The sequence below is a fragment of the Streptococcus sp. 1559 genome (genome assembly GCF_013276735.1).
Taxonomy (GTDB): Bacteria; Bacillota; Bacilli; order Lactobacillales; family Streptococcaceae; genus Streptococcus; species Streptococcus pseudopneumoniae.
Genome location: NZ_VMLO01000034.1, coordinates 1 through 22,798, shown reverse-complemented (window position 1 = coordinate 22,798; position 22,798 = coordinate 1). Strand labels below are relative to the sequence as shown.

The 22,798-nt window shown below is 35.6% G+C and carries 34 protein-coding genes; 1 reads left to right on the top strand and 33 read right to left on the bottom strand.

What is annotated here, in order from left to right:
* Positions 1-26: 26 nt before the first annotated feature.
* From comB to HT688_RS11730, 30 genes are all read right to left on the bottom strand, one after another.
* Positions 27-1,376 carry a competence pheromone export protein ComB gene (gene comB, locus HT688_RS05825; protein ID WP_023938644.1) on the bottom strand — a complete coding sequence of 450 codons (1,350 nt, stop codon included), beginning with the start codon at positions 1,374-1,376 and terminating at the stop codon, positions 27-29.
* A 12-nt stretch (positions 1,377-1,388) separates the two neighbouring features.
* Complete coding sequence (gene comA, locus HT688_RS05820; RefSeq protein WP_023938645.1) at positions 1,389-3,542, bottom strand: peptide cleavage/export ABC transporter ComA; 2,154 nt, start codon at positions 3,540-3,542, stop codon at positions 1,389-1,391.
* A 340-nt stretch (positions 3,543-3,882) separates the two neighbouring features.
* Positions 3,883-4,374 (bottom strand): hypothetical protein, encoded by a 492-nt coding sequence (locus HT688_RS05815; RefSeq protein WP_000671988.1) that lies wholly within the window; start codon positions 4,372-4,374, stop codon positions 3,883-3,885.
* Positions 4,355-4,951, bottom strand: a complete 597-nt coding sequence (locus tag HT688_RS05810) for an ATP-binding cassette domain-containing protein (RefSeq protein ID WP_000687786.1) — start codon at positions 4,949-4,951, stop codon at positions 4,355-4,357. The genes HT688_RS05815 and HT688_RS05810 overlap by 20 nt, the downstream gene beginning before the upstream one ends.
* A complete protein-coding gene (locus HT688_RS05805; protein WP_001232096.1) occupies positions 4,948-5,430 on the bottom strand; it encodes a stage II sporulation protein M in 483 nt (160 codons plus the stop codon). Before HT688_RS05805 ends, HT688_RS05810 begins: the two co-directional genes overlap by 4 nt.
* The gene (locus HT688_RS05800) at positions 5,427-6,563 is read right to left on the bottom strand and encodes a hypothetical protein (RefSeq protein WP_000698831.1); all 1,137 of its coding nucleotides are present in this window, start codon (positions 6,561-6,563) and stop codon (positions 5,427-5,429) included. The genes HT688_RS05805 and HT688_RS05800 overlap by 4 nt, the downstream gene beginning before the upstream one ends.
* A 6-nt stretch (positions 6,564-6,569) precedes the next feature.
* Positions 6,570-6,866, bottom strand: coding sequence for an uberolysin/carnocyclin family circular bacteriocin (locus tag HT688_RS05795; RefSeq protein ID WP_000837726.1), 297 nt, complete (start codon positions 6,864-6,866; stop codon positions 6,570-6,572).
* 542 nt (positions 6,867-7,408) lie between these two features.
* On the bottom strand, positions 7,409-8,302 hold the full coding sequence (locus HT688_RS05790) for a helix-turn-helix domain-containing protein (RefSeq protein WP_000343887.1): 894 nt from the start codon (positions 8,300-8,302) through the stop codon (positions 7,409-7,411).
* Between the two features lie 20 nt (positions 8,303-8,322).
* Positions 8,323-8,517 carry a hypothetical protein gene (locus HT688_RS11750; protein ID WP_000757185.1) on the bottom strand — a complete coding sequence of 65 codons (195 nt, stop codon included), beginning with the start codon at positions 8,515-8,517 and terminating at the stop codon, positions 8,323-8,325.
* Between the two features lie 401 nt (positions 8,518-8,918).
* Positions 8,919-9,125, bottom strand: a complete 207-nt coding sequence (locus HT688_RS05785; protein ID WP_023938646.1) for a hypothetical protein — start codon at positions 9,123-9,125, stop codon at positions 8,919-8,921.
* A 77-nt stretch (positions 9,126-9,202) separates the two neighbouring features.
* Positions 9,203-9,382, bottom strand: a complete 180-nt coding sequence (locus HT688_RS05780) for a hypothetical protein (protein ID WP_000846995.1) — start codon at positions 9,380-9,382, stop codon at positions 9,203-9,205.
* A gap of 80 nt (positions 9,383-9,462) precedes the next feature.
* The gene (locus HT688_RS11745) at positions 9,463-9,678 is read right to left on the bottom strand and encodes a bacteriocin immunity protein (protein ID WP_078149558.1); all 216 of its coding nucleotides are present in this window, start codon (positions 9,676-9,678) and stop codon (positions 9,463-9,465) included.
* A 3-nt stretch (positions 9,679-9,681) separates the two neighbouring features.
* Positions 9,682-9,849 (bottom strand): class IIb bacteriocin, lactobin A/cerein 7B family, encoded by a 168-nt coding sequence (locus HT688_RS05775; RefSeq protein WP_001047583.1) that lies wholly within the window; start codon positions 9,847-9,849, stop codon positions 9,682-9,684.
* A gap of 8 nt (positions 9,850-9,857) precedes the next feature.
* Complete coding sequence (locus HT688_RS05770) at positions 9,858-10,058, bottom strand: hypothetical protein (RefSeq protein ID WP_000478865.1); 201 nt, start codon at positions 10,056-10,058, stop codon at positions 9,858-9,860.
* 27 nt (positions 10,059-10,085) lie between these two features.
* Entirely contained in the window at positions 10,086-10,280 is a 195-nt protein-coding gene (locus HT688_RS05765; RefSeq protein WP_000180815.1) for a class IIb bacteriocin, lactobin A/cerein 7B family, read from the bottom strand.
* Between the two features lie 34 nt (positions 10,281-10,314).
* Positions 10,315-10,470, bottom strand: a complete 156-nt coding sequence (locus HT688_RS05760; RefSeq protein ID WP_001004584.1) for a hypothetical protein — start codon at positions 10,468-10,470, stop codon at positions 10,315-10,317.
* Positions 10,471-10,481: 11 nt separating this feature from the next.
* Positions 10,482-10,610 (bottom strand): smi_0059.1 family bacteriocin-like peptide, encoded by a 129-nt coding sequence (locus HT688_RS05755; RefSeq protein ID WP_000658224.1) that lies wholly within the window; start codon positions 10,608-10,610, stop codon positions 10,482-10,484.
* A gap of 241 nt (positions 10,611-10,851) precedes the next feature.
* Entirely contained in the window at positions 10,852-11,898 is a 1,047-nt protein-coding gene (locus HT688_RS05750) for a DUF6287 domain-containing protein (protein ID WP_000732623.1), read from the bottom strand.
* Between the two features lie 29 nt (positions 11,899-11,927).
* Positions 11,928-13,325 carry an N-acetylmuramoyl-L-alanine amidase family protein gene (locus HT688_RS05745; RefSeq protein WP_000725077.1) on the bottom strand — a complete coding sequence of 466 codons (1,398 nt, stop codon included), beginning with the start codon at positions 13,323-13,325 and terminating at the stop codon, positions 11,928-11,930.
* Between the two features lie 46 nt (positions 13,326-13,371).
* Positions 13,372-14,607, bottom strand: coding sequence for an N-acetylmuramoyl-L-alanine amidase family protein (locus HT688_RS12010; RefSeq protein WP_023935473.1), 1,236 nt, complete (start codon positions 14,605-14,607; stop codon positions 13,372-13,374).
* Positions 14,608-14,805: 198 nt separating this feature from the next.
* Positions 14,806-15,393 (bottom strand): recombinase family protein, encoded by a 588-nt coding sequence (locus tag HT688_RS05735; RefSeq protein ID WP_023932901.1) that lies wholly within the window; start codon positions 15,391-15,393, stop codon positions 14,806-14,808.
* A gap of 606 nt (positions 15,394-15,999) precedes the next feature.
* Positions 16,000-16,125 (bottom strand): PncF family bacteriocin immunity protein, encoded by a 126-nt coding sequence (locus HT688_RS12150; RefSeq protein ID WP_007284823.1) that lies wholly within the window; start codon positions 16,123-16,125, stop codon positions 16,000-16,002.
* A gap of 2 nt (positions 16,126-16,127) precedes the next feature.
* A complete protein-coding gene (gene blpU, locus HT688_RS05730) occupies positions 16,128-16,358 on the bottom strand; it encodes a bacteriocin-like peptide BlpU (protein ID WP_001093485.1) in 231 nt (76 codons plus the stop codon).
* A 192-nt stretch (positions 16,359-16,550) separates the two neighbouring features.
* On the bottom strand, positions 16,551-16,751 hold the full coding sequence (locus HT688_RS05725; RefSeq protein ID WP_001055966.1) for an SPPN_00645 family bacteriocin-like peptide: 201 nt from the start codon (positions 16,749-16,751) through the stop codon (positions 16,551-16,553).
* Between the two features lie 29 nt (positions 16,752-16,780).
* Positions 16,781-16,972 (bottom strand): hypothetical protein, encoded by a 192-nt coding sequence (locus HT688_RS05720; RefSeq protein ID WP_000439598.1) that lies wholly within the window; start codon positions 16,970-16,972, stop codon positions 16,781-16,783.
* A gap of 19 nt (positions 16,973-16,991) precedes the next feature.
* Complete coding sequence (locus HT688_RS05715; RefSeq protein ID WP_000435077.1) at positions 16,992-17,174, bottom strand: class IIb bacteriocin, lactobin A/cerein 7B family; 183 nt, start codon at positions 17,172-17,174, stop codon at positions 16,992-16,994.
* A gap of 110 nt (positions 17,175-17,284) precedes the next feature.
* On the bottom strand, positions 17,285-17,425 hold the full coding sequence (locus HT688_RS05710) for a hypothetical protein (protein WP_001004581.1): 141 nt from the start codon (positions 17,423-17,425) through the stop codon (positions 17,285-17,287).
* Positions 17,426-17,436: 11 nt separating this feature from the next.
* Complete coding sequence (locus HT688_RS05705; RefSeq protein ID WP_000658221.1) at positions 17,437-17,565, bottom strand: smi_0059.1 family bacteriocin-like peptide; 129 nt, start codon at positions 17,563-17,565, stop codon at positions 17,437-17,439.
* A gap of 494 nt (positions 17,566-18,059) precedes the next feature.
* Positions 18,060-18,791, bottom strand: a complete 732-nt coding sequence (locus HT688_RS05700; protein ID WP_001221866.1) for a response regulator transcription factor — start codon at positions 18,789-18,791, stop codon at positions 18,060-18,062.
* Entirely contained in the window at positions 18,788-19,603 is an 816-nt protein-coding gene (locus tag HT688_RS11730) for a GHKL domain-containing protein (protein ID WP_240148164.1), read from the bottom strand. Before HT688_RS11730 ends, HT688_RS05700 begins: the two co-directional genes overlap by 4 nt.
* 67 nt (positions 19,604-19,670) lie before the next feature.
* Between HT688_RS11730 and HT688_RS11725 the strand changes: the two genes are divergently transcribed.
* Entirely contained in the window at positions 19,671-19,844 is a 174-nt protein-coding gene (locus HT688_RS11725) for a hypothetical protein (protein WP_171042144.1), read from the top strand.
* 323 nt (positions 19,845-20,167) lie between these two features.
* Here HT688_RS11725 and HT688_RS05690 read toward each other — a convergent pair whose 3' ends face one another.
* The 3 genes from HT688_RS05690 to HT688_RS05680 all read right to left on the bottom strand — a co-directional run bounded on the left by HT688_RS05690 (position 20,168) and on the right by HT688_RS05680 (position 22,663).
* A complete protein-coding gene (locus tag HT688_RS05690; RefSeq protein WP_000425303.1) occupies positions 20,168-20,314 on the bottom strand; it encodes a smi_0057.1 family bacteriocin-like peptide in 147 nt (48 codons plus the stop codon).
* A gap of 152 nt (positions 20,315-20,466) precedes the next feature.
* Positions 20,467-21,696: a PspC-like choline-binding domain-containing protein gene (locus tag HT688_RS05685; protein ID WP_031243362.1), complete on the bottom strand. Its 1,230-nt coding sequence runs from the start codon at positions 21,694-21,696 to the stop codon at positions 20,467-20,469.
* Positions 21,697-21,808: 112 nt separating this feature from the next.
* Positions 21,809-22,663 (bottom strand): C40 family peptidase, encoded by an 855-nt coding sequence (locus HT688_RS05680; RefSeq protein WP_023935480.1) that lies wholly within the window; start codon positions 22,661-22,663, stop codon positions 21,809-21,811.
* Positions 22,664-22,798: the final 135 nt, after the last annotated feature.

Sequence of the window (22,798 nt, the reverse complement as noted above, 5' to 3'; positions counted from 1 at the left end):
ATCATTTAACTCTGAAAATACGAACATTACTCTTTGTTCAAAAATTGATCTAAATAATAACGCAGGTAACTTTTCTTGCCCGTAATCATCTGTAGACGGCCTTCCACCCCGTACCGAAGTTTTTCAGCCTGCTCAGAAGTTAGATTAGTCTCCGCTTCAATTTTAAAGAAATTCCCTTTTTCAGTCTTGGTAGCTGTAGCATCTATGCTGGTAATAGTAGAATCTAGGAAAAGTTGATTCTTGGCATCATGAGTCGTAGTATAGCGAACAGAATCACCGACCTTGATTCTTGCTACATCTTTTGAACTTAGATAAGCTGTTAGCTTGGCTTTTCCTTCTTTTTCCAAGGATGGATAGAGTTGGGCTAGTAGGGTACCTTCTGCTACCATGGTAGAATCACTAGTCTCAGGATTAAGGTGAAGCACCCCATCCTCACTGGCCGTAATTTTCCCCTTGTCTAGAAGACTTCCCTGAACCTTCTTGCCTGACTCTGCTTCCAAGATTTTTTGGTCTAGAAGGGTCAATTCCTGACCAACCTTTGCCAAGTGTTGGGATTTGAGAGATTCCAATTGACTGCTTAAACCTGACGCATAGGCTTGCTGGGTACCTGAACCTGCATACTGGACACGGTAAGTAGCAAGACTAGATTCTAACTGAGAAAGCTGCGCTTCAACCTGCGCAACAGCCTGAGCCTTAGCTTGCGGATTTTCCTCGCCCTGAGACTTGTAGGACTGGTAGAGAGAGTAGGCTAGATTCTGACTGGCCAAGGAAGCACCTGTTTCCATAGCTGACTTAGCTGTCTGGTAATCGCGAATTTTAGCCTCTGTTTGACTGATGAGGTTGCCGATTTCGGCTTGGGTTTGGCTAGCTGCTGCATTCTGGGACGCGATGGTCTCATTTTGTTGCGATGTACTAGCCCTAAGACTGCCTGCTTGACTGATGTAGTCGCGAAAGGTGGCTTGGTAGCCAAACTTATCCTCCTCTGGAAAGTGGTTCTCCCCTTCTTGCAGGCTCTTTTGCAAATACTCCAATTGCTTTTTTTGATCCTTGAGCATATCCAACTGACTAGCATAGGCCTCCGCTTGGACACCCTCTGCCCCTTCCTGATATTGAACCAAGAGATCCCCCTTCTTAACCAGCTTATTTTCTTCCAAATGATTGACAAGAATACGATTGTTGCTAGTTGACTGGATATGTGCAAGGATACAACTAGGCTCGACAGTAGCTCTAGTAGACAAACTCATCTCCTTATCTGCAAATGTTGCAAATCCAAGTAAAAACACAAGCAGAAGGGACATGGGGACAATCACCCGACTGGAAAAATTATGGTAACGACGATTATAAAACTCCGCACTTTCTAAAAATTCTGGTTTCATCCTCTCCTCTTTCTAGCTATTGACCAAATGGGCGTAAAAGCCACCCTGTGCAAGCAAATCAGCATGCTTTCCTTCTTCAACAATCTTGCCCTGATCCAAGACAACAACCTTCTCTGTCCGCTCTGCAATGGTCAAGCGGTGGGCGATGAAAATCAAGGTCTTGTCTAAAGCCATGAGATTATCTACGATCCGCTTCTCTGTCAAAATATCCAAACTGCTGGTCGCCTCATCCAAAATCAAGACAGGTGCATCTGTCAAGAGAGCACGCGCCAGAGCGATTCTCTGCCGTTGACCACCTGAAATCCCTGCCCCATCCGAAGTCAATTCTGTCTGGTAATTCAGTGGCATGCGCTCGATATCCTCCCGAATCTCTGCCAATTCCACCGCCCGTAAGATATCCTCTTGAGTCGTCCCCTCCTTGGCTCCAAGGAGAAGATTCTCCAAAATCGTTCCGTTAAAGACATAGGGCTGTTGAGGCAGATAGTTGATGTACTGGCGCAGGGCTTTTTTATCAATCTGATTGAGATTGACACCACCCAGACTAATCTCTCCCTGACTTGGGTCGTAAAAATTAACCATCATCTTAGCCAAGGTCGTCTTACCTGACCCCGAAATCCCCACAAAAGCCACCTTAGAACCCTGCGGAATAGTCAAATTGATATCCGACAAGACATCTCGACCATAGCCATACTTATAGTAAACCTGCTTGAAAGTCATCTCTCCCTTCATCAAACTCAAATCCTCAACCGTTTTCTTCTCCTCAAACTCCGAGGCTACCAGATAGACCTCATTCAGACGGTTATTGGCAACCTGTGCTGTCTGAAGCTTGGTTTGCAGATTGATGATATTTTCCAAAGGATTGGTAAAGTAAACCAGCAAGGTATTATAGGTAATCAACTGCCCCAAACTCATCTTGCCATCCATGACCAGAACAGCCCCCATCCAGAGAATGCCGACATTGAGCAAGAGATGGCCAACTTTTTTCAGAGCCTTTTGCTGACTCTCTGCCCGACTATAGGTAAAGGATTTCTTCAGATAATCCACAAATTCCTTGTCAATCTTTTGATAACGTGAACTTTCACTAGTCAAGGACTTGATAGTCTCAATACCGTTGATGTCCTCAATGATAGAAGAAGACAGAACCGCATTGGCTTCCATGGTGTCCCGATTCATCTTTTCAAACGGCTTCATAAAGGCAAAGATAATCACTGTGTAGATAGGAAGTGCCAATAAAGTCATGAAAAAGAGATTGGTATTTTGTGAAAATAAAACAAGAGAAATAATGACAACTGTTGACACATCTAGGAAAATCGAAAGAATGGTCGAAGCCAGCGCATCGATGATACTATTAGCATCCGTGAAACGAGACACGATTTCCCCTGTCCGACGTGTCGCAAAAAAGGACATAGGCAGGTGAAAAACATGCTTGATATAGGACAAAATCACATCAATCGACAAGCGTTGCCCCAAAACAAGTAAGAGATACTCCTGAGCGTAAGACAAAATCTGCTGGAGAATATAGACGATAACCAGCCCAATAGAAATAATCCCAAGCGTCGAACGCATCTGATCTGGCACATAGGTATCAATGATAGACTGCATATAATAAGAACCCACAATGTTAATCAAGGTTACCAAGAGTGTTGCCAAAACGATATTGGCAATCAAGCCACGCTGCTTCACTAATATAGGGATAAAAGAGAGCAGACCATTCTTTTGTTCCTTATGAGGCTTGTAGTCTGGACTAGGTGCCATAAAAAGAGTCACTCCTGTCCATTCTTCCGCAAAACGCTCACGTGGCAGTTTGGTCAATTTCACCCCAGGATCTGGATCGGCAATATGAATGCTATCCTTATCCTGCCCAGTCACCACATAGTAGTGGAGCAATTTTCCTTCCTTAAGAACATGGGCAACAAAAGGAAAAGTCAAATCTGGCAAGTCAAAGAGCGTCATATCCGCCTTAATTGCTCGCGTCTCAAAACCAATTTCCTCTGCCACCTTGACCAAGCCCAAAGCCGTCGTCCCATCCATAGTCGTCTTAGCCAATTCTCGCAAGTGAGCCAAAGAATAATAACTACCATAGTAGCCAAAAACCATAGCTAATGAAGCTACACCGCAGTCCATCTGATCCACCTGCGGACGATAGTGACGTTTCCCAAATTTCATCTTCATCTCCTTTTTCCTAATACTCAATGAAAATCNNGTTTTGAGGTTGTAGATAGGACTGACGAAGTCAGTCACATATATACGGCAAGGCGACGTTGACGTGGTTTGAATTTGATTTTCGAAGAGTATAAACTCATCTGATAACAACTATCTTACCCCAATCCTCAAACAAAAACTGGACTTCCTCCCCAAATGCGCCTATCTCCCTCCCAACTGCACTTTTTGGATAAAGAAAATAGGCAGAACAAACGTTCTACCTAGAAAATATAAGAATTCCAAGTTAATAAAACCGAAATGATTTCGTGTCATTATTAAGTAAAGAAAAGAAATTTTAGTATTTCTAAAAACTATTTATAATAGACACTATAGCATTAAATAAAAATGGTACAGAAAATACTACTGTCAATCTTAAATTTTTAAATCTCGCATAATTTGTTATCCCAATTAGTAATACTGTCAATATGCTGAAATAAGCAAACTTTATATCCGATGGATTAAATAAGTAACAAAGTAAAATGCTAAAACTTAAGGTTATATTTTTAGATAAAAGAATATCTCCAAAGTTCCTCTTATCCTTATCAAAAAATAATGTAATCAGAAAGAGAGAAAATCCATATTCAATAAGAGTTGCTATAAATGTGAAAACAACAGAAATCACTGTCAATATTGTTTCTATTTTAATTGTAAAAAGATTAGATAGTTCAGATAATTTATCAATTTGTTCATCTAAAATTCCCGACTTCATCAGTAAATCAATAAACAAATATAAAAGAAAAAGATAAATAATCAGATTCATTAATTTGTATAAACTATTATTTGTTTGAAATTTCATAAACCCGTCCTTCCTCTATTAAAATCCTTTGAGATTTGCTAATCAATTCTTGATTCAATAAATTATGAGATACATATATAATAGTAGAGCTTTCTTTCATGGAAATTAAACGTTTAGCAATCATATCAATACTTCTTGCATCCACTGTTGATAAGGTCTCATCAATAAAAATATAATCCCAATTTTTAGCAAAAATTAAGGATAAGCCTAATTTGAATTTTGTTCCAGTAGATGCTGTCATATAGTTATCTCCGATTTTATTATCAAAAAAAGTATTAATTTGTTCTTTATCCTCAAATGATAGATGGATTTGAAAAGAATCACACAACAACTGCAAATTTTCTTCTATAGTAAATGGAATAACCCCAAGCTGATTGGTATCAAGGTATAGTACATCTTTGGAGACACAATTCTTTAAACCACTATCAAAAGTCTCTAGCCCAGCTAAAAGTTGTAGAAGGGTGCTCTTTCCTGAACCATTCTCTCCTTCAACTCTGTAAATTCCCTTATCAATCTCTAGTGATATATTTTTCAGTATACATTTATCATAACTTTTAGATTCATTTTCAATTTTCATAATTTAATTCCCTCTATCAACGCTGCTAAAATTAATAAAATATAAGAAATGATATACCATTTTAAATTACTTTTTATATAAATAAGTATATTTTCAATTCCCCTATCCTTCAATAATCGGTATAAAAGATACTGACTCATACCTTGATACCAAATAAAATTCGGTATTTCAATAAGACCATGAGGTAATATTCCTTTTATTGTAGCTACTATTCCAATCATCTGACCAGATATACCCAATTGTATTCCTAAAGATAGCAAATCAAAAAGTTGCAATAAGGGCGAAATCGGAAAACAGAATAGATATAGCAAAAAATTTGTAGAATTTGCCTGTAAAACTGTCAATGTAAATTGTAATTCCAGTTTCGGAGGTATAGTAGCAAAAGTCTCACTTTTTAATATAAAGCTTAAAAGTAAACCTAGTGAAAAACAGACCGTACAAAATAACACATAGTAAATCAGAAAACCACTTTTTCTCATCTAATGCCCCCTACTAAAGTTACAAATAATATCAGAAAACAATATAAAACCAGAAAACTCCATCTCAATAAACTAACTGTACCTTTAATTAAAAATAGAGCTTTCTTATAATAGACATAGGCTATAAAATAATTGAATGGAATCAATAACAAATTCAACAAAATACTTTTTATATCATTACTATAACTTGTCACCGGAATCAAACATAACAACAATGAAAATTGTAAGAAAGAGATTAAATGCGTCAACATCATTAGTTGTGCATTCTTAAAAAAGAAATTCATTTTAGAATGATTAAGAGCAGATAATTGAAGTAAAGCTAGATCTACCCCAATTGAGGATTTATGATTCCCTATTATTGCCTCCATTAATGTGATATATATTGAGGTATAAAGAAACAATATTGGTATTTTTGTACCATCAATTGATAACATCGTCATCATATACCAAAATAGATAGGAAAGAAGAATACTAATCAAAATAAAAGAAAAAGTTAACCCTTTATTTAACCAACAAAAACGAAGCAATATAAATAGACTGCTACGAAATCTTTTTTGGCTCATTCGACTGCTTTTAAAATAGAAATTACTCGCGTGATTATCTAATATCCCCATAACTAAAATAAAATAATTGAGTAGTATGACATAAATTACAACTTGTCCTTGTTCTATAGACAATAGTCCTATAGATAAAAATAAGAACAATTTACTTATAATTGAAAACAAACTAGGTAGAATTAAAGAAATAATTTGAATAACTATCAAACAAAGAGTAATGTATAAATAAAAATATCCAATAATATCTAGAAAATACAAAATAAATAAATAAATGAATGATTGTAAAATTTGGAAAGAATAATATTTCTTGACAATGGCAAGAAGATAGAGAAAAATATAGTTTTTCCTTATATAGAAAGTATTTATTTTTTTACTTTGGATAGGCAGTTTCATATTATAACGATTCAAAGTAGCGTAATCTACTACCAAAAAAAGTAAAAATAATTTCCCTTGAAAAGGAAGATAGCTTTTAAAATAGATTGACAAACTTATGATAACAAAAAACAAAAGGGTTATCCCAATAAAATTAAGATAACCTAAAATACTTTCACATTCTTTTTTAGAAAGTATTTTCATCTAGTTCTACCATAGAGCTGCTTTAGCAGCACCCTTCTTTTTCAATATATAAAGAACTGTTGCTGCAATACCCGAACCAATAGAACCTACTCCTGTGATTGCACCTACAATTGAAATTACTGCTGTAACTGTACTATAAGCACTAATCAAATTGACTACAGTAGCAGCAGCTTTTGTCGAAATTCCTAATGTCCCAGCCAACATAGGAAAAGAAACAACACCTAAGCTTAACCAACTAATGACTGCTAACATTGCTGAAACAATGAGAAATTTATTATGAAATTCCATTCTTTTAGATTTCATTTTAGTGTACTCCTTTTGTATATTATGTATGTTTTATTGAGAGTTAATTCGCACATGTTGTATTCCTAACTCTCTTCAAATGTTCGTCTATATTTTATACTACTTTTATTAACATATCTATAATAAATAAATTACTACTACATTTTCCTAGATTATCAAATTACTTTTATATCACTAAGACTCAATAAAAGATAATGTCTATTTAACTTTTATACGATTACTACCTCCTTTTTAGTTTACACTTCCTACATCATAAATAAACATACTCAACCCTCACAATCTCCAAATCACTCTTTTATATCATTGAAAATTGAGTTTCATCCTCTATACTAATGTAGGAAACCTATTAAAACATTCCTTTAATCCAATATAAGAATACTTTATTCCATTAATCTCTACCTGATATTATAGATAGAACCAAACTCTTATACTTAAAGGGACAAATAACGTTCCAACCATAATAAACCTCCTTTCTTTTTGAGAGCGTTTTCTTTATAGGTTTAATATAACAAAAACATGAAAAAAACAACATGACTTAGAAGTCAGGTTGTTGGGAAATCTATTTGTTTTTCTTCTAAGATTCTCTGAACTAATATCTGATCATCTAGCAATTCTGCTAGAGAAATTGCCTTTTCATAGAAACTTTCTGCCTCTAAAATATTCTTGTCTACAAATAAAGCATATTTTGCCTTTAGCAAAAATAGATGAGGTCGGTAAAAAACATGTCTTGTTTTAGCAATAATTTTCTCAAATGTTTGAATATATATCAGACTATCTTCTGTCTGAATTTGGATAAATAGGCTCAGAAGAACTTTTTCCATCTGAGCTAGGCTAGCCTTATCTTCATATTCTGAACATAGCAATACTTTTTGAGCTAACTCCTCAAAATGTTCTTTATCTTCTAATCCCATAGCACAACAAAAGAAATACAATTCAATAATCAACAAATCATTTACAGAAAAATATTTCTTTTTTAATAACTGCTGGAAATATTCTTCCACTAACCCTAAACCGTAGGTCACATCTGAACTACCATAAATATCAAAACGAGCTTGTGTCACATCCACAATTAACTGCTCTTCCTCAGGCAAATTCTCATAATAGTTTTCATATATTTCCTCAAGTATAGCTTCTTTTCGTTCGATTCTTCCCTTATCAGCGTAGGTTTGAGAATGAATCAGCTCATCTTTGAGTTTTAGGAATCCTTTTGGAATCTCTATAACCTTAACATCCACAATATTCTGTAATGATACTCCAAGTTTATCCGCAATCAATAATAATTTAGGAAGTGTTGCTAAAGCTTGCCCATTTTCAATACGTGCTAGCTGACGAATCGTCAACTCTGATTCATCACCACAAATATCTATCTGAGTTTTTCCACAAGATCGCCTAATAGTTTTGATTTTATAACCAATTTCACGTTTCAACTCATCCATAGTAATACTCCTTAAGTTGATTACAAAGATTTCTTTTTCTTCCTAATTCTTTTGTCAATCATGTACAAAACGATAATCGAAAACAGCGGTGGTACAATATAACTCTTTTCACTCATTGTCAGCTGAAATCCCAGAGTTGCTAGTATCTTAAAGATGAAAATATTCATCAAAAATAGAAAAACAAATACTAAAAAATATCTTAAAACCTTCTTCATTTCTTTTCTTCAACTCTCCTAATTTCTATACCTATTTTATCAAATTTTATCAAAAAATACATGTAAAACTCCAAATAAACAGCTCAAATACACTTTTTTGGCAAAAAATAGGCAGAACAAACGTCCTACCTACTAAAAATATGCTATTGAAAGGAAAATGATTTTTTTCTGACACCCTAGGCAAGCTTGGGACAAATAAATCATTGATAGTAACCTTTACGACATCCTATTTAAAGTTACTTCAATTTTTAATGTCCCTGCTATTTCTAAGCCACCTCTGGTATAATCTATTCCTAGTCAGAATAGATAACACCGTTCTAAATTACGATTCATAGTTACTCCTTTTTTTGATTCGTTACTATAAGACACCTATTCCCTATAGAGCGTCTACTACCTCAAATTTATCCATTCTTTTTTTCTTTACTTCTGTATAAAAGAATGAAGACCATCATAAATAATGCAATCGTTGGTATATTGAAACTATCAAACCAAGTAAGTAAAGATACTTTATTCATGTCAGCTACTAATCTGATGATGATATAAGACATTGAACTAAGTAATACCATAATTTCAGGCCAAACTTTCAGTATTGATTTAATAAATTTCATATTAAACTCCAATGTGATGCATTCCTAGATTCTAGCCTAGCCATTTTAGCGCAGACTAACAAGTCATTCTTAACTGTTTACTCTACTCGCTTTTTATTGACCTTATATCCTAGATAAAAGAGCCCAAATAAAACAGGGTAAATTTCTGGATAAAATAGGGTATTGATTGGATTTCTCAAAATCAAATACGTTGCGATGTAGATTATGAGCGATACGGTAAAATAACCCTCAGTAAAGCCTAATAAAAATGTTTTCATAGAAAGCTCCTATTTACCTGACAAGAATGGCGGAAAAACGCTACCATTCATATACACAAAATCCTTTTGATTCATGTTCTTCATTTATAGTTTGGATTATTTTTTGACAAATCTTTGCGAAAAATACCAAAATATGCTGAGAAAAGCAAACCAACCAAAGTCCATTGCCAATTAAAGTATACTAACGAACCTGTACGAATCACATGAAGCGCGACATTAAGAATTATTCCCAACAAAGGAAATATAGTGGCTAGTTTAGGTAACAATGTATTGAGATTAAGGTTGCGATTATTCATTATCTAACGCCCACGACGAGCCAAATCTGAACCAAATTTGTAACCAGCATTAAAAATTTGTACAGCAGCATTCAGTACTCCTGCAATCCCAACTGCTTCCGCAAGACCAAAACCACCTTTTGTTCCCACTAATTCATCGTCAGATAATTGATAAAATTGTTCTAAGTTCATATTCGTCATTACTCCTTTGTATTATATTTTATTGCTATGTAAATGATTAAAATGAGTATTGGATAAGTAAATACTTCTGAAATATCCATAAAATTTATACTATACTGTCCAGATAATATTTTATAATCAATTAAAATTTGAACGATAGTAAAAATAATACGTAGCGATAACAATACCCCTAATAATATCACTTCTTTTTTTAAAAACATAGAAATGCCTCTCTGACTACAATCAGATTATGGTCTATTCGCATAATACCCCAAAGCTGCTCCTCCAGCAAAAAGCGCTGCTGCTCCACCTGCTACTGCTGCACCTATCTTCCAGATAGACACTCCGGCGATTACAAGAGGCAATGCTCCCCCATCCACATCCATCAACTCTTCTTCTGTAAGAGCTACAAAGTTCTGTTCCATTTTGTCAAAATTTGTCATCTTTTTTCTCCTCTTGTTCTATTTTTTCTAAATCTTATCTTCTAAAAAATGGGGTTCCAATAAATATACCGCGTAACAATAGACCTGTAATTAGACCCCGTTGATAACTTTCCTTGCTACCACCCACCAGCAAAGCTAAGTCGCTCTCCTTTAATACTTCAATAGTATACTTATCATTCATTTCATTCATCTCTTATCCTCCTAAAAACCAAAACCTCTACGAAATCCAATGTACCAATCTGCAAGGGTCTTCACCCAACTTTCTCCACCTTGAATATCGGTCAATTCTTCCGAAGTTAGCTCAACAAATCCGTAATAATGTTCTTTCATTATTTTATTCCTTTCTTTTTCTTCTCACTTATCTATTCGAAAAAAATTTCAAAAATGTACAACTAAATTAAATTTTATTTAAAAAATAATTTAATGAACCATGAATAGAAAATTGGCAGATACATAAAGCAAACTCCTTTCTTTTTCCTCTTACTTATCTATTCGAAAAGGAAGTCAAAAAAATAAGAATATCAGAAAATTTTCCGACATTCTTATTGATAAATTTGTAAGTCTATTAAAACTATTCTACCTTGTAAAAAAATCCCTCGGTACTACCATTGATAAGTTGGTGTCCAAACCATAAGCGGTCTTGTGTAATATCAGACGAGTCAGTATAGCCATTATCTGAAGAAGAGGTGACAGACATGGTTATAGGGATTCCTGCTGGTAAAAAGGCAATAGCTGCACCAGCACCTCCATCTTTAGAAACAGAACTTGCCTTGAGATAGTGGTCAATTTCCTTAGCATGTTCAATTGAAATCTTGGAATGATCACTTACTAAACCATTTTTGTCAAAGGTGAATTCAATACCTGTACGATTCCTCCAAGTGCCTGCGACACTAGAAAAATCTCCATTTTGAATTGCAGTAATATCCATCCCTTTACTTTCTGACGGAAGGCTTGTTTCTCCATTTATGAGACTTGTGACAGATTTCCAAAAGAAAGATCTTATGTCAAGGGAAGGTGGTTTTGTCCCCAGTCCCTCTTCTGTATCTGATTCAATGACTAGTTCTAACAGTGTTCCATCCTGATTCAACTTGTATAGTTTAAGTTGGATTTGATTAGTAGATACTCGGGTAGATAATTGAAAATAACCATTTTCTAAAGGATTAAAATGTACTCGCTCTCCAATAAAGTCCAGATTGTTTTCTGCATTGGTCAGTCGAATAACTTCACCATTTTTAAGAGTTCGAATATCTAATAAATCGTAATAGTTAGAATCCATTTTTAGGGCAATCAAAAGTTCGTCCGTACCGTCTTGGTCTAAATCATACAAGCTATACTGTAATCCAGAATATTCTTTAGGATAAGTGTTTTTTAAGTTTGCTTTTGAATTGATCTCTGTATGTGAAGTTGACGAACCATCTAATACTTTGGCATATTCTTTAAGAACAGGATTATATAGGGTGTAATCAGGTTTCTTCTCTTCCGATGTAGAAAAAGTTGAACTAGTACTTGAAGCAATTGCTTCAGAACTTGTTGCAGAAGTGTTTTCACTCTGATGTTGGCAAGCCGTTAAAATAGAGATAGCTAATATACTAATACTGAATAGAAATAATTTTTTCATATGTTTAATCTTACAATTTGAAATTGTTTTTATACCCACTCACCGTTGTAACTGACACGATAACCGTCAGGTGTAGTTGTATTGATTGCGAGTGCACCAGAGCTATAGGCATAGTACCATTTGCCAGATACTTTCATCCAGCCTGTTTTCATAGCTCCTGAATCTTGAAGGTAGTACCAGCTACCGTTATCTTTGACCCAACCTGTCTTCATCGCACCTGAGCCGTCGAGATAGTACCACGTGCCGTTGTCTTTTACCCAGCCAGTTTGCATCCAACCAGAGTTATCAAAACGATACCAAACACCATTGATTTTTTCCCAGTCATTAGTTGTATAAGTGCCATCTTCGTGTTTATACCACCAGCGACCATTCGAATACATCCAAGTAGATTTAGACTGATGGGTCGTCATGGTTGTATCCGTGTTAGAATAGTTTCCAGATGACGAACTTGTAGAAGTTGACGAGCTAGATGAATTCGAACCTGATTGAGTTGTGGTGTTAGTATTTGAATTTGTTGAAGGATTTCCGATAGTCACCTCTTTTCTAACTTTAAAGACACGTTTTCTATTATCAACTGAGTGATCGTGCGGAGAGCCAGCTTCTCCAGACATCTCCAAGATGTATGTTCCGGCAGGAAACTGTCTGATATCGAAAACATCCCCTTTAAATTTATTACTATAAATTAAAGGCAAAAGAAATTGGTCGTTGACGTCATTAGTTAGACCACTAAAGATGACATCATTATTATGTTGGTACACAATCTTTCCGGTAGCCTTATCAATTAGAGTAACATTTCCTCTAGCTGCATTATCTCCTCCGTGTTGTAGTGGCTCTGAGAGTACACCTTCAAAATTAAATCCAAAATGATGAATTTCAACCTTTGTAATTGTTGCTTCTATTTGTTTTTCAGTACTCGTATTCGAGATAGTATTTGCTTGATTATTTGATAAGACTTCTAGTTTGGTTACATAAGTGTAAAAAGGACCTCCTTTTCCTAGATTTTCTCTGACATCAGCAGTTAACTTATAGAGAGTACCATTTAATTCAAACTTCATGGTATAGATACCATAGTCTGTTGCTTTAAAGACAATTGTTTTACCGTTGAATGTAGCAATGCCGTTGGATTCAAAACTTGCAAATTGCTTAGAGAATTCTTGTCTATAAGCATTATCTACCCAATCAACCGTTGTAAATTCACCATCAGAAAATGCTCCAAGTTGTGCTTTTCTTTTTTCTACAAGCGTCACATCTGTTGCGACTAAATCTGTATCACGATACCCAGGAGCAGGTTCTTCAACATAAGCATTAGCTGCAGGAGACCAGAACTTGACCATCGGGACGCCACTTGCTGCATTGACACTTGAAATTGTAGCTCCTGTTGCTAGGAGTGATAAAACTGCTGTAGTCGTTAAAACGATTTTTTTCATAATTTTTGTATTCCTTTTCTTTTTATCTATTTTTTATAATCTTATCCTATACCCATTCTCCATTGTAATTGACGCGATAGCCGTCTGGTGTAGTCGTATTGATTGCTAGGGCACCAGAGCTATAGGCATAGTACCATTTCCCAGATACCTTCATCCAGCCTGTTTTCATAGCACCTGAGCTATCAAGATAATACCAACTACCGTTATCCTTGAACCAACCAGTCTTCATAGCACCTGAACCGTCGAGATAGTACCACGTGCCGTTGTCTTTTATCCAGCCAGTTTGCATCCAACCTGAACTATCGAAGTGATACCAGATATTATCTAATTTTGCCCACTGATTGTAAGGGTAAGACCCATCAAGTTGCATAAACCACCAACGAGAACCAGATTGTCGCCAAAAACCCATACCCCTACCAATATCTTGCATTTGAAAAAAGAAACCTGGTTTATTAGTCCCGTTAGACTTACCTTGTTTTGTTTTCTTACTGGTATGAGTTCCGATTGCCTTCAAGTCTTTGTCAAAAAGATTCGCCTTAGTCGCAAATGTTTGAATCTGAGAAGAATTTGCTTCTGTATATTGAATGGCCTTTCCATAACCACCAGCTAATTCTTCAGAGCCACCAGATGATGTTCCGAAACTTTGTGCAACGGTAATCCATCCATTTTGAGTGACAGGGTTTTCAAAGGCTGCCAAACCCATATAGGTCAATTCTGAATTGATTAAGGATTCGTAGTGTCCAGTTTGACCAGATACACTTGCCCCACTACGAGATTTGACGTAATCTGCTTTTTCGTCATACCATTGATTAATAGCTGTCATAAATCCATCATAGTTCCAAGCTAAGTTTTCGGCTAGTGAAAAATTCCCTGAAGGCCAGGCACTCCAAATATCTTTATTAGATAAACGTTTATGATGCCTAGTTACAGAAGCTTCTGCTGCCCGAACGAAGGCTGTTTTTTCTAGTTCAGTTGACCATTTGATCGGAACATAGCTAGTAACTAGACCTTCATCTGCTGCCTCTTTTCGAATAGCATTGATACGATCTAAGATAGCCTGTTTATCTGGCGTTAAGAAAGTCCCTTCAATCCCAACTAGAGTAGTACCAGAAGAAGTACTAGTGACCTCAGAGTTTAAGATATTGTAGGATTGACCTTTGATTGCTTGAGTGGAAACCAGCCTATCATTAGCAACTACTGATTGTGATGTAACAATTCCTACCCCAAGAAGTGATAGAGCTGAAATCGTTGCAAGTGTGAACTTTTTAGCTTTGGTGTCCATTTCGTGTCCCCCTATTTTTATTTATTGTAAAATAATCAGTTTGTCCTAAAATCTAGACTTTTTTGGACAAACTTGATAAAATGGAAGTGTAATAATAATTGGTCAAAATGCTGGATTTTAGAACCTTTTTTCTAACGAAAACGCTTCTAAAATAGACTGTATTTTCTGTCCAAAAAATCCTAGGTTTTTTGACAAGAACTATGAATTTTTTATCCAATTGTGAAAGGTGCTTTTTGATACTCCTAAGATGTCTGCACCTTCTCGTAAGATTATTTCTTTTTTCTTATATTGAGCTATCACATCAGGGAGATTATTCGGAACAACCAATTTTGGTCTGCCGAATTTCTTCCCTTTTTTCTGTGCTTCCCGTATTCCTTCCATTTGTCTTTGTTTGATTTGTTCTCTTTCAAACTGTGCCACATAAGATAGGACTTGTAAAACGATATCGGAGATTAGTTTTCCTGTGATATTATCATTGCTATTCTTTGTATTTAATAAGGGGAAATCTAAAACAGTTATATTTACTTTCTTTTTCTTAGTAATTGCTTGCCATTGTTCTAAAATTTCATCATAGTTTCTTCCCAACCTATCAATTGATTTAATAACCAATTCATCATTTTCTTTCAAGGTAGTTAATAATTTTTGATATTCCATTCTGTCAAAATCTTTTCCTGAAACGTAATCAATAAAAATATTCTCTTTTGATAATTTGTTTTCTACCAATGCTGAAAATTGCCTATCAATATTTTGTTCTCTTGTAGATACTCGAACATAACCGTAACGCATAAAAACTCTCCTTTTACACTTATTGTAAAATATAAAAAAGGGCAAAATGCCCTCAAGGAGTAGTGTATTCAATTTCTAGCAATTATATATTAGTTCAAACTGGTTCATCAAGCCTTAAAAGTATGTAAAAAATCACAAACTAAGACCTCCTTCATTCCTTTTCTTCAACTTTCCTAATTTCTATACCTATTTTTTATCAAAAATACATGTAAAACTCCAAATGATGCAAATAGACACTTCAACTGCACTTTTTAGCAAAAAATAGGCAGAACAAACGTCCTACCTACTAAAAATATGCTATTTTGAAAGGAAATTGATTTTTTACTGACACCCTAGGCAAGCTTGGGACAAATAAATCATTGATAGCAACATTTACGACATCCTATTTAAAGTTACTTCAATTTCTAATGTCCCCGCTATTTATAAGCCACCTCTGGTATGATCTATTCATAGTCAGAATAGATAACACCGTTCTAAATTACGATTCATAGTTACTCCTTTTTTGATTCGCTACTGCAAGATTCCTATTTACCTGATAAGAGGAGAGATGGTCCTCTTTACATGTGCAAGATAATTTTGAATCAGATTCATCATTTATCGTTTTGATTATTTTTTGACAAATTTTTCTGTTTTCTTCTCCGAAGACTTTAAAAATTTTTTTCTAATTAGATCATCCATATAGGGACCAAATATACCAACTACTAAACCAATAATAAAACTTTTAAAATCCATAATTACCACCAACATGTCGCTGCATAGGCCACACCTCCAAATATAGCTCCTCCCGCAGCACCAGTTGCTGCACCTTGCCATGTTCCTGTTTTAATTCCTAGCTGAAGACCTCGTGCTGCTCCTCCTCCAACACCTGCTTTGGCAAAATCTCCCCAATTGCATCCGCCACCTTCAAGGCAAGCAAGTATCTCAGTATCCATAATTTCAAATTGTGACATCGTTTTTGTATTCATAACGAATGCCTCCTTTTTTATTTTAATGCTTGTCTTGTTGCAAACTTGACAAGTTTGGTATAGCAGTGTTTATTAAATTGTTTCATCCAAATCTTGAATTACTGAAATAATCATTCCCTGTATTCCTCTTATTTATCTATTCGAAAACGAATTCAAAAATATAATATATGATATTCATTTTAATAAACTATATTAATAAAATGCATTGTAAACATTTCGCCCAAATGATCTACCAGCATTATAGATACCACCGAAAAATCTTCCCGTACTATCAATCACTTTGTGGACATCGATGTTAATATTACCTCTCCATGACACTCGACCACCCTCTACTGTTGCCAAATCTTTTTCTGTAAGACTTGTAAATTTTTCTTCAATTTTTATCATATTCATTATGTCTGTTCCTCTTTATCTATAATTTTTTATTGAAACAAATAATTGTAAATTGTTTCGCCAAACTTCTGCCCCGCCCAATAAACCGGTCCTAAAAGTAATGTCCCTAAAGCATAAATCCCAACTACTCCAACTATGAAAATGAATACTTTCACAGGAATTGACTGCAAACTGTAAAAATTCTCTACCCTAGTAATCCAACTTTCTATTATGCGTTCCATCAGCGCTCTTCCTTCCCTGTTAACGTCCACGACGCTTAGCATGTGCTCCTGAAGCACCATCTACCGCACCCAATAAAAATGTTCCTGCAATTGCGACTCCTCCAACTACTACCAGACCAAATAGCAAGCCTCCTTCTACATCGGCCAATTCCTCATGACTCATTACATGAAAATTATTTTCCATATTTTTAATTTGTTCCATCTTATTCTCCTTTTTTGATTCTTAACAATTGAAAAAGGTAGTTATTTGTATTTCCTTTTTCATATATTCTGTTCATTGTTGTAGGTAAGCTTCACTCTCTAAATATTATCTTAGAATCCAAATAACGCACGACGTAAAATGAACCCCACCATTAAACCATGTTGGTAACTTGCCTCACTACCACCCACCAGCAAGGCTAAGTCGCTTTCCTTTAATACTTCAATAGTATACTTATCATTCATTTCATTCATCTCTTATCCTCCTAAAAACCAAAACCTCTACGAAATCCAATGTACCAATCTACAAGGGTCTTCGTCCAATTTTCTCCACCTTGAATATCGGTCAATTCTTCCGAAGTTAGCTCAACAAATCCGTAATAATGTTCTTTCATTATTTTATTCCTTTCGTTTTCCTCTTACTTATTTATTCGAAAAATAATTCGAAAATGTACAACTAAATTAAATTTTATTTAAAAAATAATTTAATGTACCATGAATAGAAAATCGGTAGATACATAAACCAGGCTCCTTTCTTTTTCCTCTTACTTATCTATTCGAAAAAGAAGTCGAAAGTGTACAACGAAATTAAATTTATTTGAAAAATAATTTAGTAAACCACGGATAAAAAATTGGTAGATACATGAACTAGGCTCCTCTCCTTTTCCTCTTACTTATCTATTCGAAAAACAATTCAAAAATAAACAACTAAATTAAATTTTATTTGAAAAATAATTTAATATACCATGAATAGAAAATCGGTAGATACATGAAGCAAACTCCTTTTCTTTTCCTCTTACTTATCTATTCGAAAAAGAAGTCAAAAAATAAGAATATCAGAAAATTTTCCGATATTCTTATTGATAAACTCATTCAAATCTAACAGATATTAGACATTAAGATATTTTTTAAGGGTTCTTCTGGCTGTTCGTGATACGGGGAAATGCAAGCCTTCTAACAAGGTCACTTCTGTGGCAGTCATCTCTTCAATAGCCTGTAAACTGACTAACGTATTGCGATTGGCATAGACAAAGTAATCTTTTTCAGCCTTGGCAGCGATATCCTTGAGACTGCCATAAATGGTCTTGATAGAATGATTGGCATAATAGACCTTGATACGATGGGATTCCACTGAAGTTTCAAAGGCTAAAATTTCATGGTAGGGCAGAGTGAAGCCCCGTCTTCCCTCAAAACTATAGGTAAAGAGACGCATATTTTCCCTCTTATCTACTGCCAGTACATAGTCCAGACAGCGCTCCAGCTGATGACAGTAGTCCGCCTCTGGCTGATCCTTGGAAATAAAATCCAAGGCAGACAAGTGGTAGCGAAAAGCTAGAGGTAAGGCCTCCGAGTGCGTGGACACAAAGACAATGCTTGTAAAAGGATCCCGCTCCCGAACCTGTTGAGCAACCTGAAAGCCCCGTTCACGCTCTCCATCAATCTCTAAATCTAATAAATAGAGCTGGTAATGGTCAAAATACTGAGAATACTTTTCAACATCCCCATAGTTTTTGGCAATATCAATTTCCAATCTTAAATTGCGAGAGCGACCGATATCTAGTAAAGTCTGCTCTATCCGTCCTTGCTGGACTCTATCGTCTTCCAAAACTAAAATTCTCATTCCTCTCCCCCTCGTTTCTCATCCTTAAATGGCAATTCTAAATCTTGTCTAAAAGTCGTCTCTCCTAGCTGGGTATCTAAGTTTAAATCATAATGAAAAACCATGTCCTCCAAGGTTGCCAAGCCCAGTCCACTGTGGTTATCCTTGGTAGAGTAACCCTTTTGACTGAGAATACTGGGATTCAGTTCTTCTTTCTTACGAGTGTTTTCAATGATAAAACGGACACTCCTATCACCTGCCAATAAAGCAACCCGAATCTGCGGATTTTCAGCCTCACTGGCTGCTTCTAAAGCATTTGTCGTGAGGATAGAGAGGATACGGATAGCCTCCAACATAGGCAATGCCAGCTCTTCGACAACCCCCACCGTCTCCAAACTAAAATGAATTCCCTGCTTATCTGCCACAATCATGGCTTTTGCCAAGGTATTGCGAATAGCTATATCATGGATATTGTGAAGATTAAAGACCGTGTAATCCGCCTTCCTCAGCTTTTCATTAGTCTTTAGAAAGACATCTTGATAAATGGTAGATACCTCAGCCATGTCTTGATTTGCTATGGCAGGCTCCATGCTGGCGACAATTCCCGCAAAATCATGACGGAAACCTCGAACCTCATCATAGAGATGTCCCAACTTATCCACCATTCCTTGCAAGGAACGATTTTCATCTTCCTGTCTCTGAATGGTCTGCTCATCACGATAAACCTGCTCCAAATGCTTGATGTAAAAGAGCCAAGAGAAAAAGAGAATGAAAATCAGGAGAGAAATGGTCGTATCAAAACGAACGTAGAACGAACTATTTCTATTGGTCATAAACGAAGAGAATATCCTAAATCCAGTCAGAGGTAGGATAATGAAAAAACTCTTATAATAGTGGGTTTTGAAAGCATCTGAAAAGAATAAATCCAAATCCAAAGAACAACGTTTCATAATTGTAGAACATAGAAATATTGATAATAAATCAAATACAGATCTATATAAAGTGGAAAACGAATCTACAAAACAACAAGGCTCACCAGATAATACACGAATCCAAATTGTCAAAAATAAATAACGAATACTTTGAAAGAAGAGAAAAAGATACAGAGAAAGAAAAAAAGCTTCCCCTTTTCCCTTGTGCAATACTAGTAAAAAAATACAGTAAAAGAAGAGAATGATTCCTATATGAAATAATTCTCCAAATGTTTGGCGAGCAGATAAACTAATTAAAAATACAAGGACCCAATAACGTTTTTTATAAAATTCTGGGGAAATTTGAGCACCCAAATAAATAGTAGGAACCATGGTTGAAACGACTACCAACAGTATATATAGCACAGAAACTAAGAATTCTAAAATAATCATAAATAAATCTAATCTCTAACGAATACTGTGAATTTAAGCAAAGTGTCTACCCGTACTAAATAATTTATCGCACCATTTTACGGTATCTTCAAAAATCCCTCCACCATTCACTTCTTCCAAAACCTCTGGAGTTAACTCTTCAAATTGTTCCAATTCTACAAATGTATTTTTCATTTCCATGACAGACTCCTTTTCATTATTTTATAGATAACTCTATCCCCTGCTCCATCTACAAAAGGCTTTAGTTTCCTTTTAAAATACAAGAAATCTAAAGCCTCCTGAAAATGGTATATTGGTTAGAGCGTTAACGATTAGTTGTGAAAATGTTATTTTTATTTAACCACAACCACTTTATAATATTCGTTTGAGTGTGGAGATTCAATTTTAATTTTTTCACCATATAAACCATCGATTTCTTTATCCAGATAATCTGAAACTCCTGATGGCAAGCGTTTCATCTTAAGAATTTCACCAGATTGATCCGCATAGGCTAGGATGTGATAGTGGGTTGTAGCCATACCATCATCAATCAATACAAAGTAACCTGTTTTGAGCTTACCTTGCTCATTTTCTAAATAGTATAGTTTATTGTTATTGATTGTAAAGTGGGTAGCTCCAAGACGAAGTCGTGCACCTGGATTTTCTAAATAGACATCATTGCCAACTTTTTTAATCTCTGAATAGGTTGTCATTGCTGGGATATTAATCACACGATGTCCATTTTCATCAAAGTAGTAGCGATTTGGTAAGTTTTGGAAGTTCTGTAAAACTGCCTTAGGATCAATTTCTTGTCCTTCTTCTTTATTATCCACTAAAGCTAAGGTAGTATTTGCAACCTCATCTCCATATTTATTAGAAAACTTCTTGAACTCTGGTCTGATATACCAAGCATTTTTTTCAATAATAACATCGTCACCTTTAGCATTTAGCAAATATTCTTGCCCATCTCCAAGTTTGACAATATCATGAATACTGTATCCAGCATCTTTTCTATTTGCTAGATAGCCATCCTTACCAATGACATAACTTTCCCCATCACTGGCTAGAACAGCTCTATCTGCAACCATAGCACCTGATTTTTCAAAGTAAGACCATTTACCATCTATGAACTCCCAACCTGTCATCATAGAACCACTAAAATGAAGATAGTACCATGTAGACCCTTCTTTGTACCAACCTGTACGCATGGCGCCACTATCTGCTAGTGAGTACCATGTGCTACCTTCCTTGTACCAGCCAGTACGCATGGCGCCACTATCTGCTAGTGAGTACCATGTGCTACCTTCCTTGTACCAGCCAGTACGCATAGCGCCACTATCTGCGAGCGAATACCAAGTGTTACCGTCTTTGAGCCAACCTGTCTGCATTTTACCAGTGATGTCGAAGTGATACCATGACCCAGCATTTTGTACCCATTTATCCTTAGCTAGACTGCCATCTTGTGAAAGATTCCAGTCAGCACCATTTTTAACCCAAGTATCTGCAGCCTGTGCTTGGTTGATAGACAAAAGTAGACCAGCACCTGCAAGCAAACCAAGTGTAAGTAGTTTAGATTTTTTCATAGCCATTTCCTCCTTTATTGAATAGCTATAAGAGGGCTTCCCCTCTTTATTTAGCTATATTCTAATACTTTTCATTGTCAAAGTCAATAATATTGTGAAAAATTAGACAATATTACCAATATCTACGAATTGTATTTTGAGTAATACCGTATTGATTCATATAAGAAACATATTGACCTGGATATGGAGCATGAACTACCTTTCCACCACCAACATAAATACCTACATGGTCATTTGTCTCTTCACTATTATACAAAATCAAATCTCCAGCTTGTTGAGAACCATTACTTATATAGCTTCCTCCTGTTGCTTGACCATAGGTTACTCTAGGAATACTAATATCAAACTTAGCATGAATAGCCATCGTAAATCCTGAGCAATCTACGCCACTATTCAAATCTGCCCCACCCCAAACATATGGGATTTTTCCTACAAATGTCTCTGCGTATTCACCAAGTGCCTGTCCACGATTTTCTACCCATACACCACTGGCTCTAAAGAAGTATGGTGTACCATTCACACGTTGATAACCAGTGACCATAGCACCACTAGCAGATAAGTAGTAATAATTACCATCAGGTTGAATCCAAGTATTTTCTTTCATCCATCCTTGGTCATCAAAATAGTACCACTTGCCATCTAATTGTTCCCAATTTTTAGCATACCCACCTGAACCGTATTTAAACCACCATTTACCATTGGTTTGCATCCATGTTCCTTTCGGATCACGATATTGATTGAAAGCTTTCTTCTCTTGATTTCCCTCTGCTTGGGTTTCTTTATCTTCAAAACCAATCAATTTTACTTGATCAGCTTCTTCAGCTTTTATCTTGCCTTGATTAACTAATTGAGCAATCGCTTCTTTCTCACTTGCTGATGGGGAATCAGCATAGGCTACCGTAGTATTTGCTAGGAGAACGCCTCCTGCAAGAACTAACAAACTAGAATAAAGATATTTTTTCATCATAAAAATCCTTTCTTTTCTCCTTTTTGGAGATTGATTTTTTCTGACTCCATTATATCCCTTATTTGTCCTCAGATTTCTACTGTCCCTAGAAAGACTAAATCTGTTCCTAAACGGTCACTTATACTCAATGAAAAT

Coding starts and splice junctions, on each gene's coding strand:
- comB (WP_023938644.1), bottom strand. CDS start 1,376: ATGAAACCAGAATTTTTAGAAAGTGCGGAGTTTTATAATCGTCGTTAC.
- comA (WP_023938645.1), bottom strand. CDS start 3,542: ATGAAATTTGGGAAACGTCACTATCGTCCGCAGGTGGATCAGATGGAC.
- HT688_RS05815 (WP_000671988.1), bottom strand. CDS start 4,374: ATGAAATTTCAAACAAATAATAGTTTATACAAATTAATGAATCTGATT.
- HT688_RS05810 (WP_000687786.1), bottom strand. CDS start 4,951: ATGAAAATTGAAAATGAATCTAAAAGTTATGATAAATGTATACTGAAA.
- HT688_RS05805 (WP_001232096.1), bottom strand. CDS start 5,430: ATGAGAAAAAGTGGTTTTCTGATTTACTATGTGTTATTTTGTACGGTC.
- HT688_RS05800 (WP_000698831.1), bottom strand. CDS start 6,563: ATGAAAATACTTTCTAAAAAAGAATGTGAAAGTATTTTAGGTTATCTT.
- HT688_RS05795 (WP_000837726.1), bottom strand. CDS start 6,866: ATGAAATCTAAAAGAATGGAATTTCATAATAAATTTCTCATTGTTTCA.
- HT688_RS05790 (WP_000343887.1), bottom strand. CDS start 8,302: ATGGATGAGTTGAAACGTGAAATTGGTTATAAAATCAAAACTATTAGG.
- HT688_RS11750 (WP_000757185.1), bottom strand. CDS start 8,517: ATGAAGAAGGTTTTAAGATATTTTTTAGTATTTGTTTTTCTATTTTTG.
- HT688_RS05785 (WP_023938646.1), bottom strand. CDS start 9,125: ATGAAATTTATTAAATCAATACTGAAAGTTTGGCCTGAAATTATGGTA.
- HT688_RS05780 (WP_000846995.1), bottom strand. CDS start 9,382: ATGAAAACATTTTTATTAGGCTTTACTGAGGGTTATTTTACCGTATCG.
- HT688_RS11745 (WP_078149558.1), bottom strand. CDS start 9,678: ATGAATAATCGCAACCTTAATCTCAATACATTGTTACCTAAACTAGCC.
- HT688_RS05775 (WP_001047583.1), bottom strand. CDS start 9,849: ATGAACTTAGAACAATTTTATCAATTATCTGACGATGAATTAGTGGGA.
- HT688_RS05770 (WP_000478865.1), bottom strand. CDS start 10,058: ATGTTTTTAAAAAAAGAAGTGATATTATTAGGGGTATTGTTATCGCTA.
- HT688_RS05765 (WP_000180815.1), bottom strand. CDS start 10,280: ATGACAAATTTTGACAAAATGGAACAGAACTTTGTAGCTCTTACAGAA.
- HT688_RS05760 (WP_001004584.1), bottom strand. CDS start 10,470: ATGAATGAAATGAATGATAAGTATACTATTGAAGTATTAAAGGAGAGC.
- HT688_RS05755 (WP_000658224.1), bottom strand. CDS start 10,610: ATGAAAGAACATTATTACGGATTTGTTGAGCTAACTTCGGAAGAATTG.
- HT688_RS05750 (WP_000732623.1), bottom strand. CDS start 11,898: ATGAAAAAATTATTTCTATTCAGTATTAGTATATTAGCTATCTCTATT.
- HT688_RS05745 (WP_000725077.1), bottom strand. CDS start 13,325: ATGAAAAAAATCGTTTTAACGACTACAGCAGTTTTATCACTCCTAGCA.
- HT688_RS12010 (WP_023935473.1), bottom strand. CDS start 14,607: ATGGACACCAAAGCTAAAAAGTTCACACTTGCAACGATTTCAGCTCTA.
- HT688_RS05735 (WP_023932901.1), bottom strand. CDS start 15,393: ATGCGTTACGGTTATGTTCGAGTATCTACAAGAGAACAAAATATTGAT.
- HT688_RS12150 (WP_007284823.1), bottom strand. CDS start 16,125: ATGGATTTTAAAAGTTTTATTATTGGTTTAGTAGTTGGTATATTTGGT.
- blpU (WP_001093485.1), bottom strand. CDS start 16,358: ATGAATACAAAAACGATGTCACAATTTGAAATTATGGATACTGAGATA.
- HT688_RS05725 (WP_001055966.1), bottom strand. CDS start 16,751: ATGAATATGATAAAAATTGAAGAAAAATTTACAAGTCTTACAGAAAAA.
- HT688_RS05720 (WP_000439598.1), bottom strand. CDS start 16,972: ATGGAACGCATAATAGAAAGTTGGATTACTAGGGTAGAGAATTTTTAC.
- HT688_RS05715 (WP_000435077.1), bottom strand. CDS start 17,174: ATGGAACAAATTAAAAATATGGAAAATAATTTTCATGTAATGAGTCAT.
- HT688_RS05710 (WP_001004581.1), bottom strand. CDS start 17,425: ATGAATGAAATGAATGATAAGTATACTATTGAAGTATTAAAGGAAAGC.
- HT688_RS05705 (WP_000658221.1), bottom strand. CDS start 17,565: ATGAAAGAACATTATTACGGATTTGTTGAGCTAACTTCGGAAGAATTG.
- HT688_RS05700 (WP_001221866.1), bottom strand. CDS start 18,791: ATGAGAATTTTAGTTTTGGAAGACGATAGAGTCCAGCAAGGACGGATA.
- HT688_RS11730 (WP_240148164.1), bottom strand. CDS start 19,603: ATGACCAATAGAAATAGTTCGTTCTACGTTCGTTTTGATACGACCATT.
- HT688_RS05690 (WP_000425303.1), bottom strand. CDS start 20,314: ATGGAAATGAAAAATACATTTGTAGAATTGGAACAATTTGAAGAGTTA.
- HT688_RS05685 (WP_031243362.1), bottom strand. CDS start 21,696: ATGAAAAAATCTAAACTACTTACACTTGGTTTGCTTGCAGGTGCTGGT.
- HT688_RS05680 (WP_023935480.1), bottom strand. CDS start 22,663: ATGATGAAAAAATATCTTTATTCTAGTTTGTTAGTTCTTGCAGGAGGC.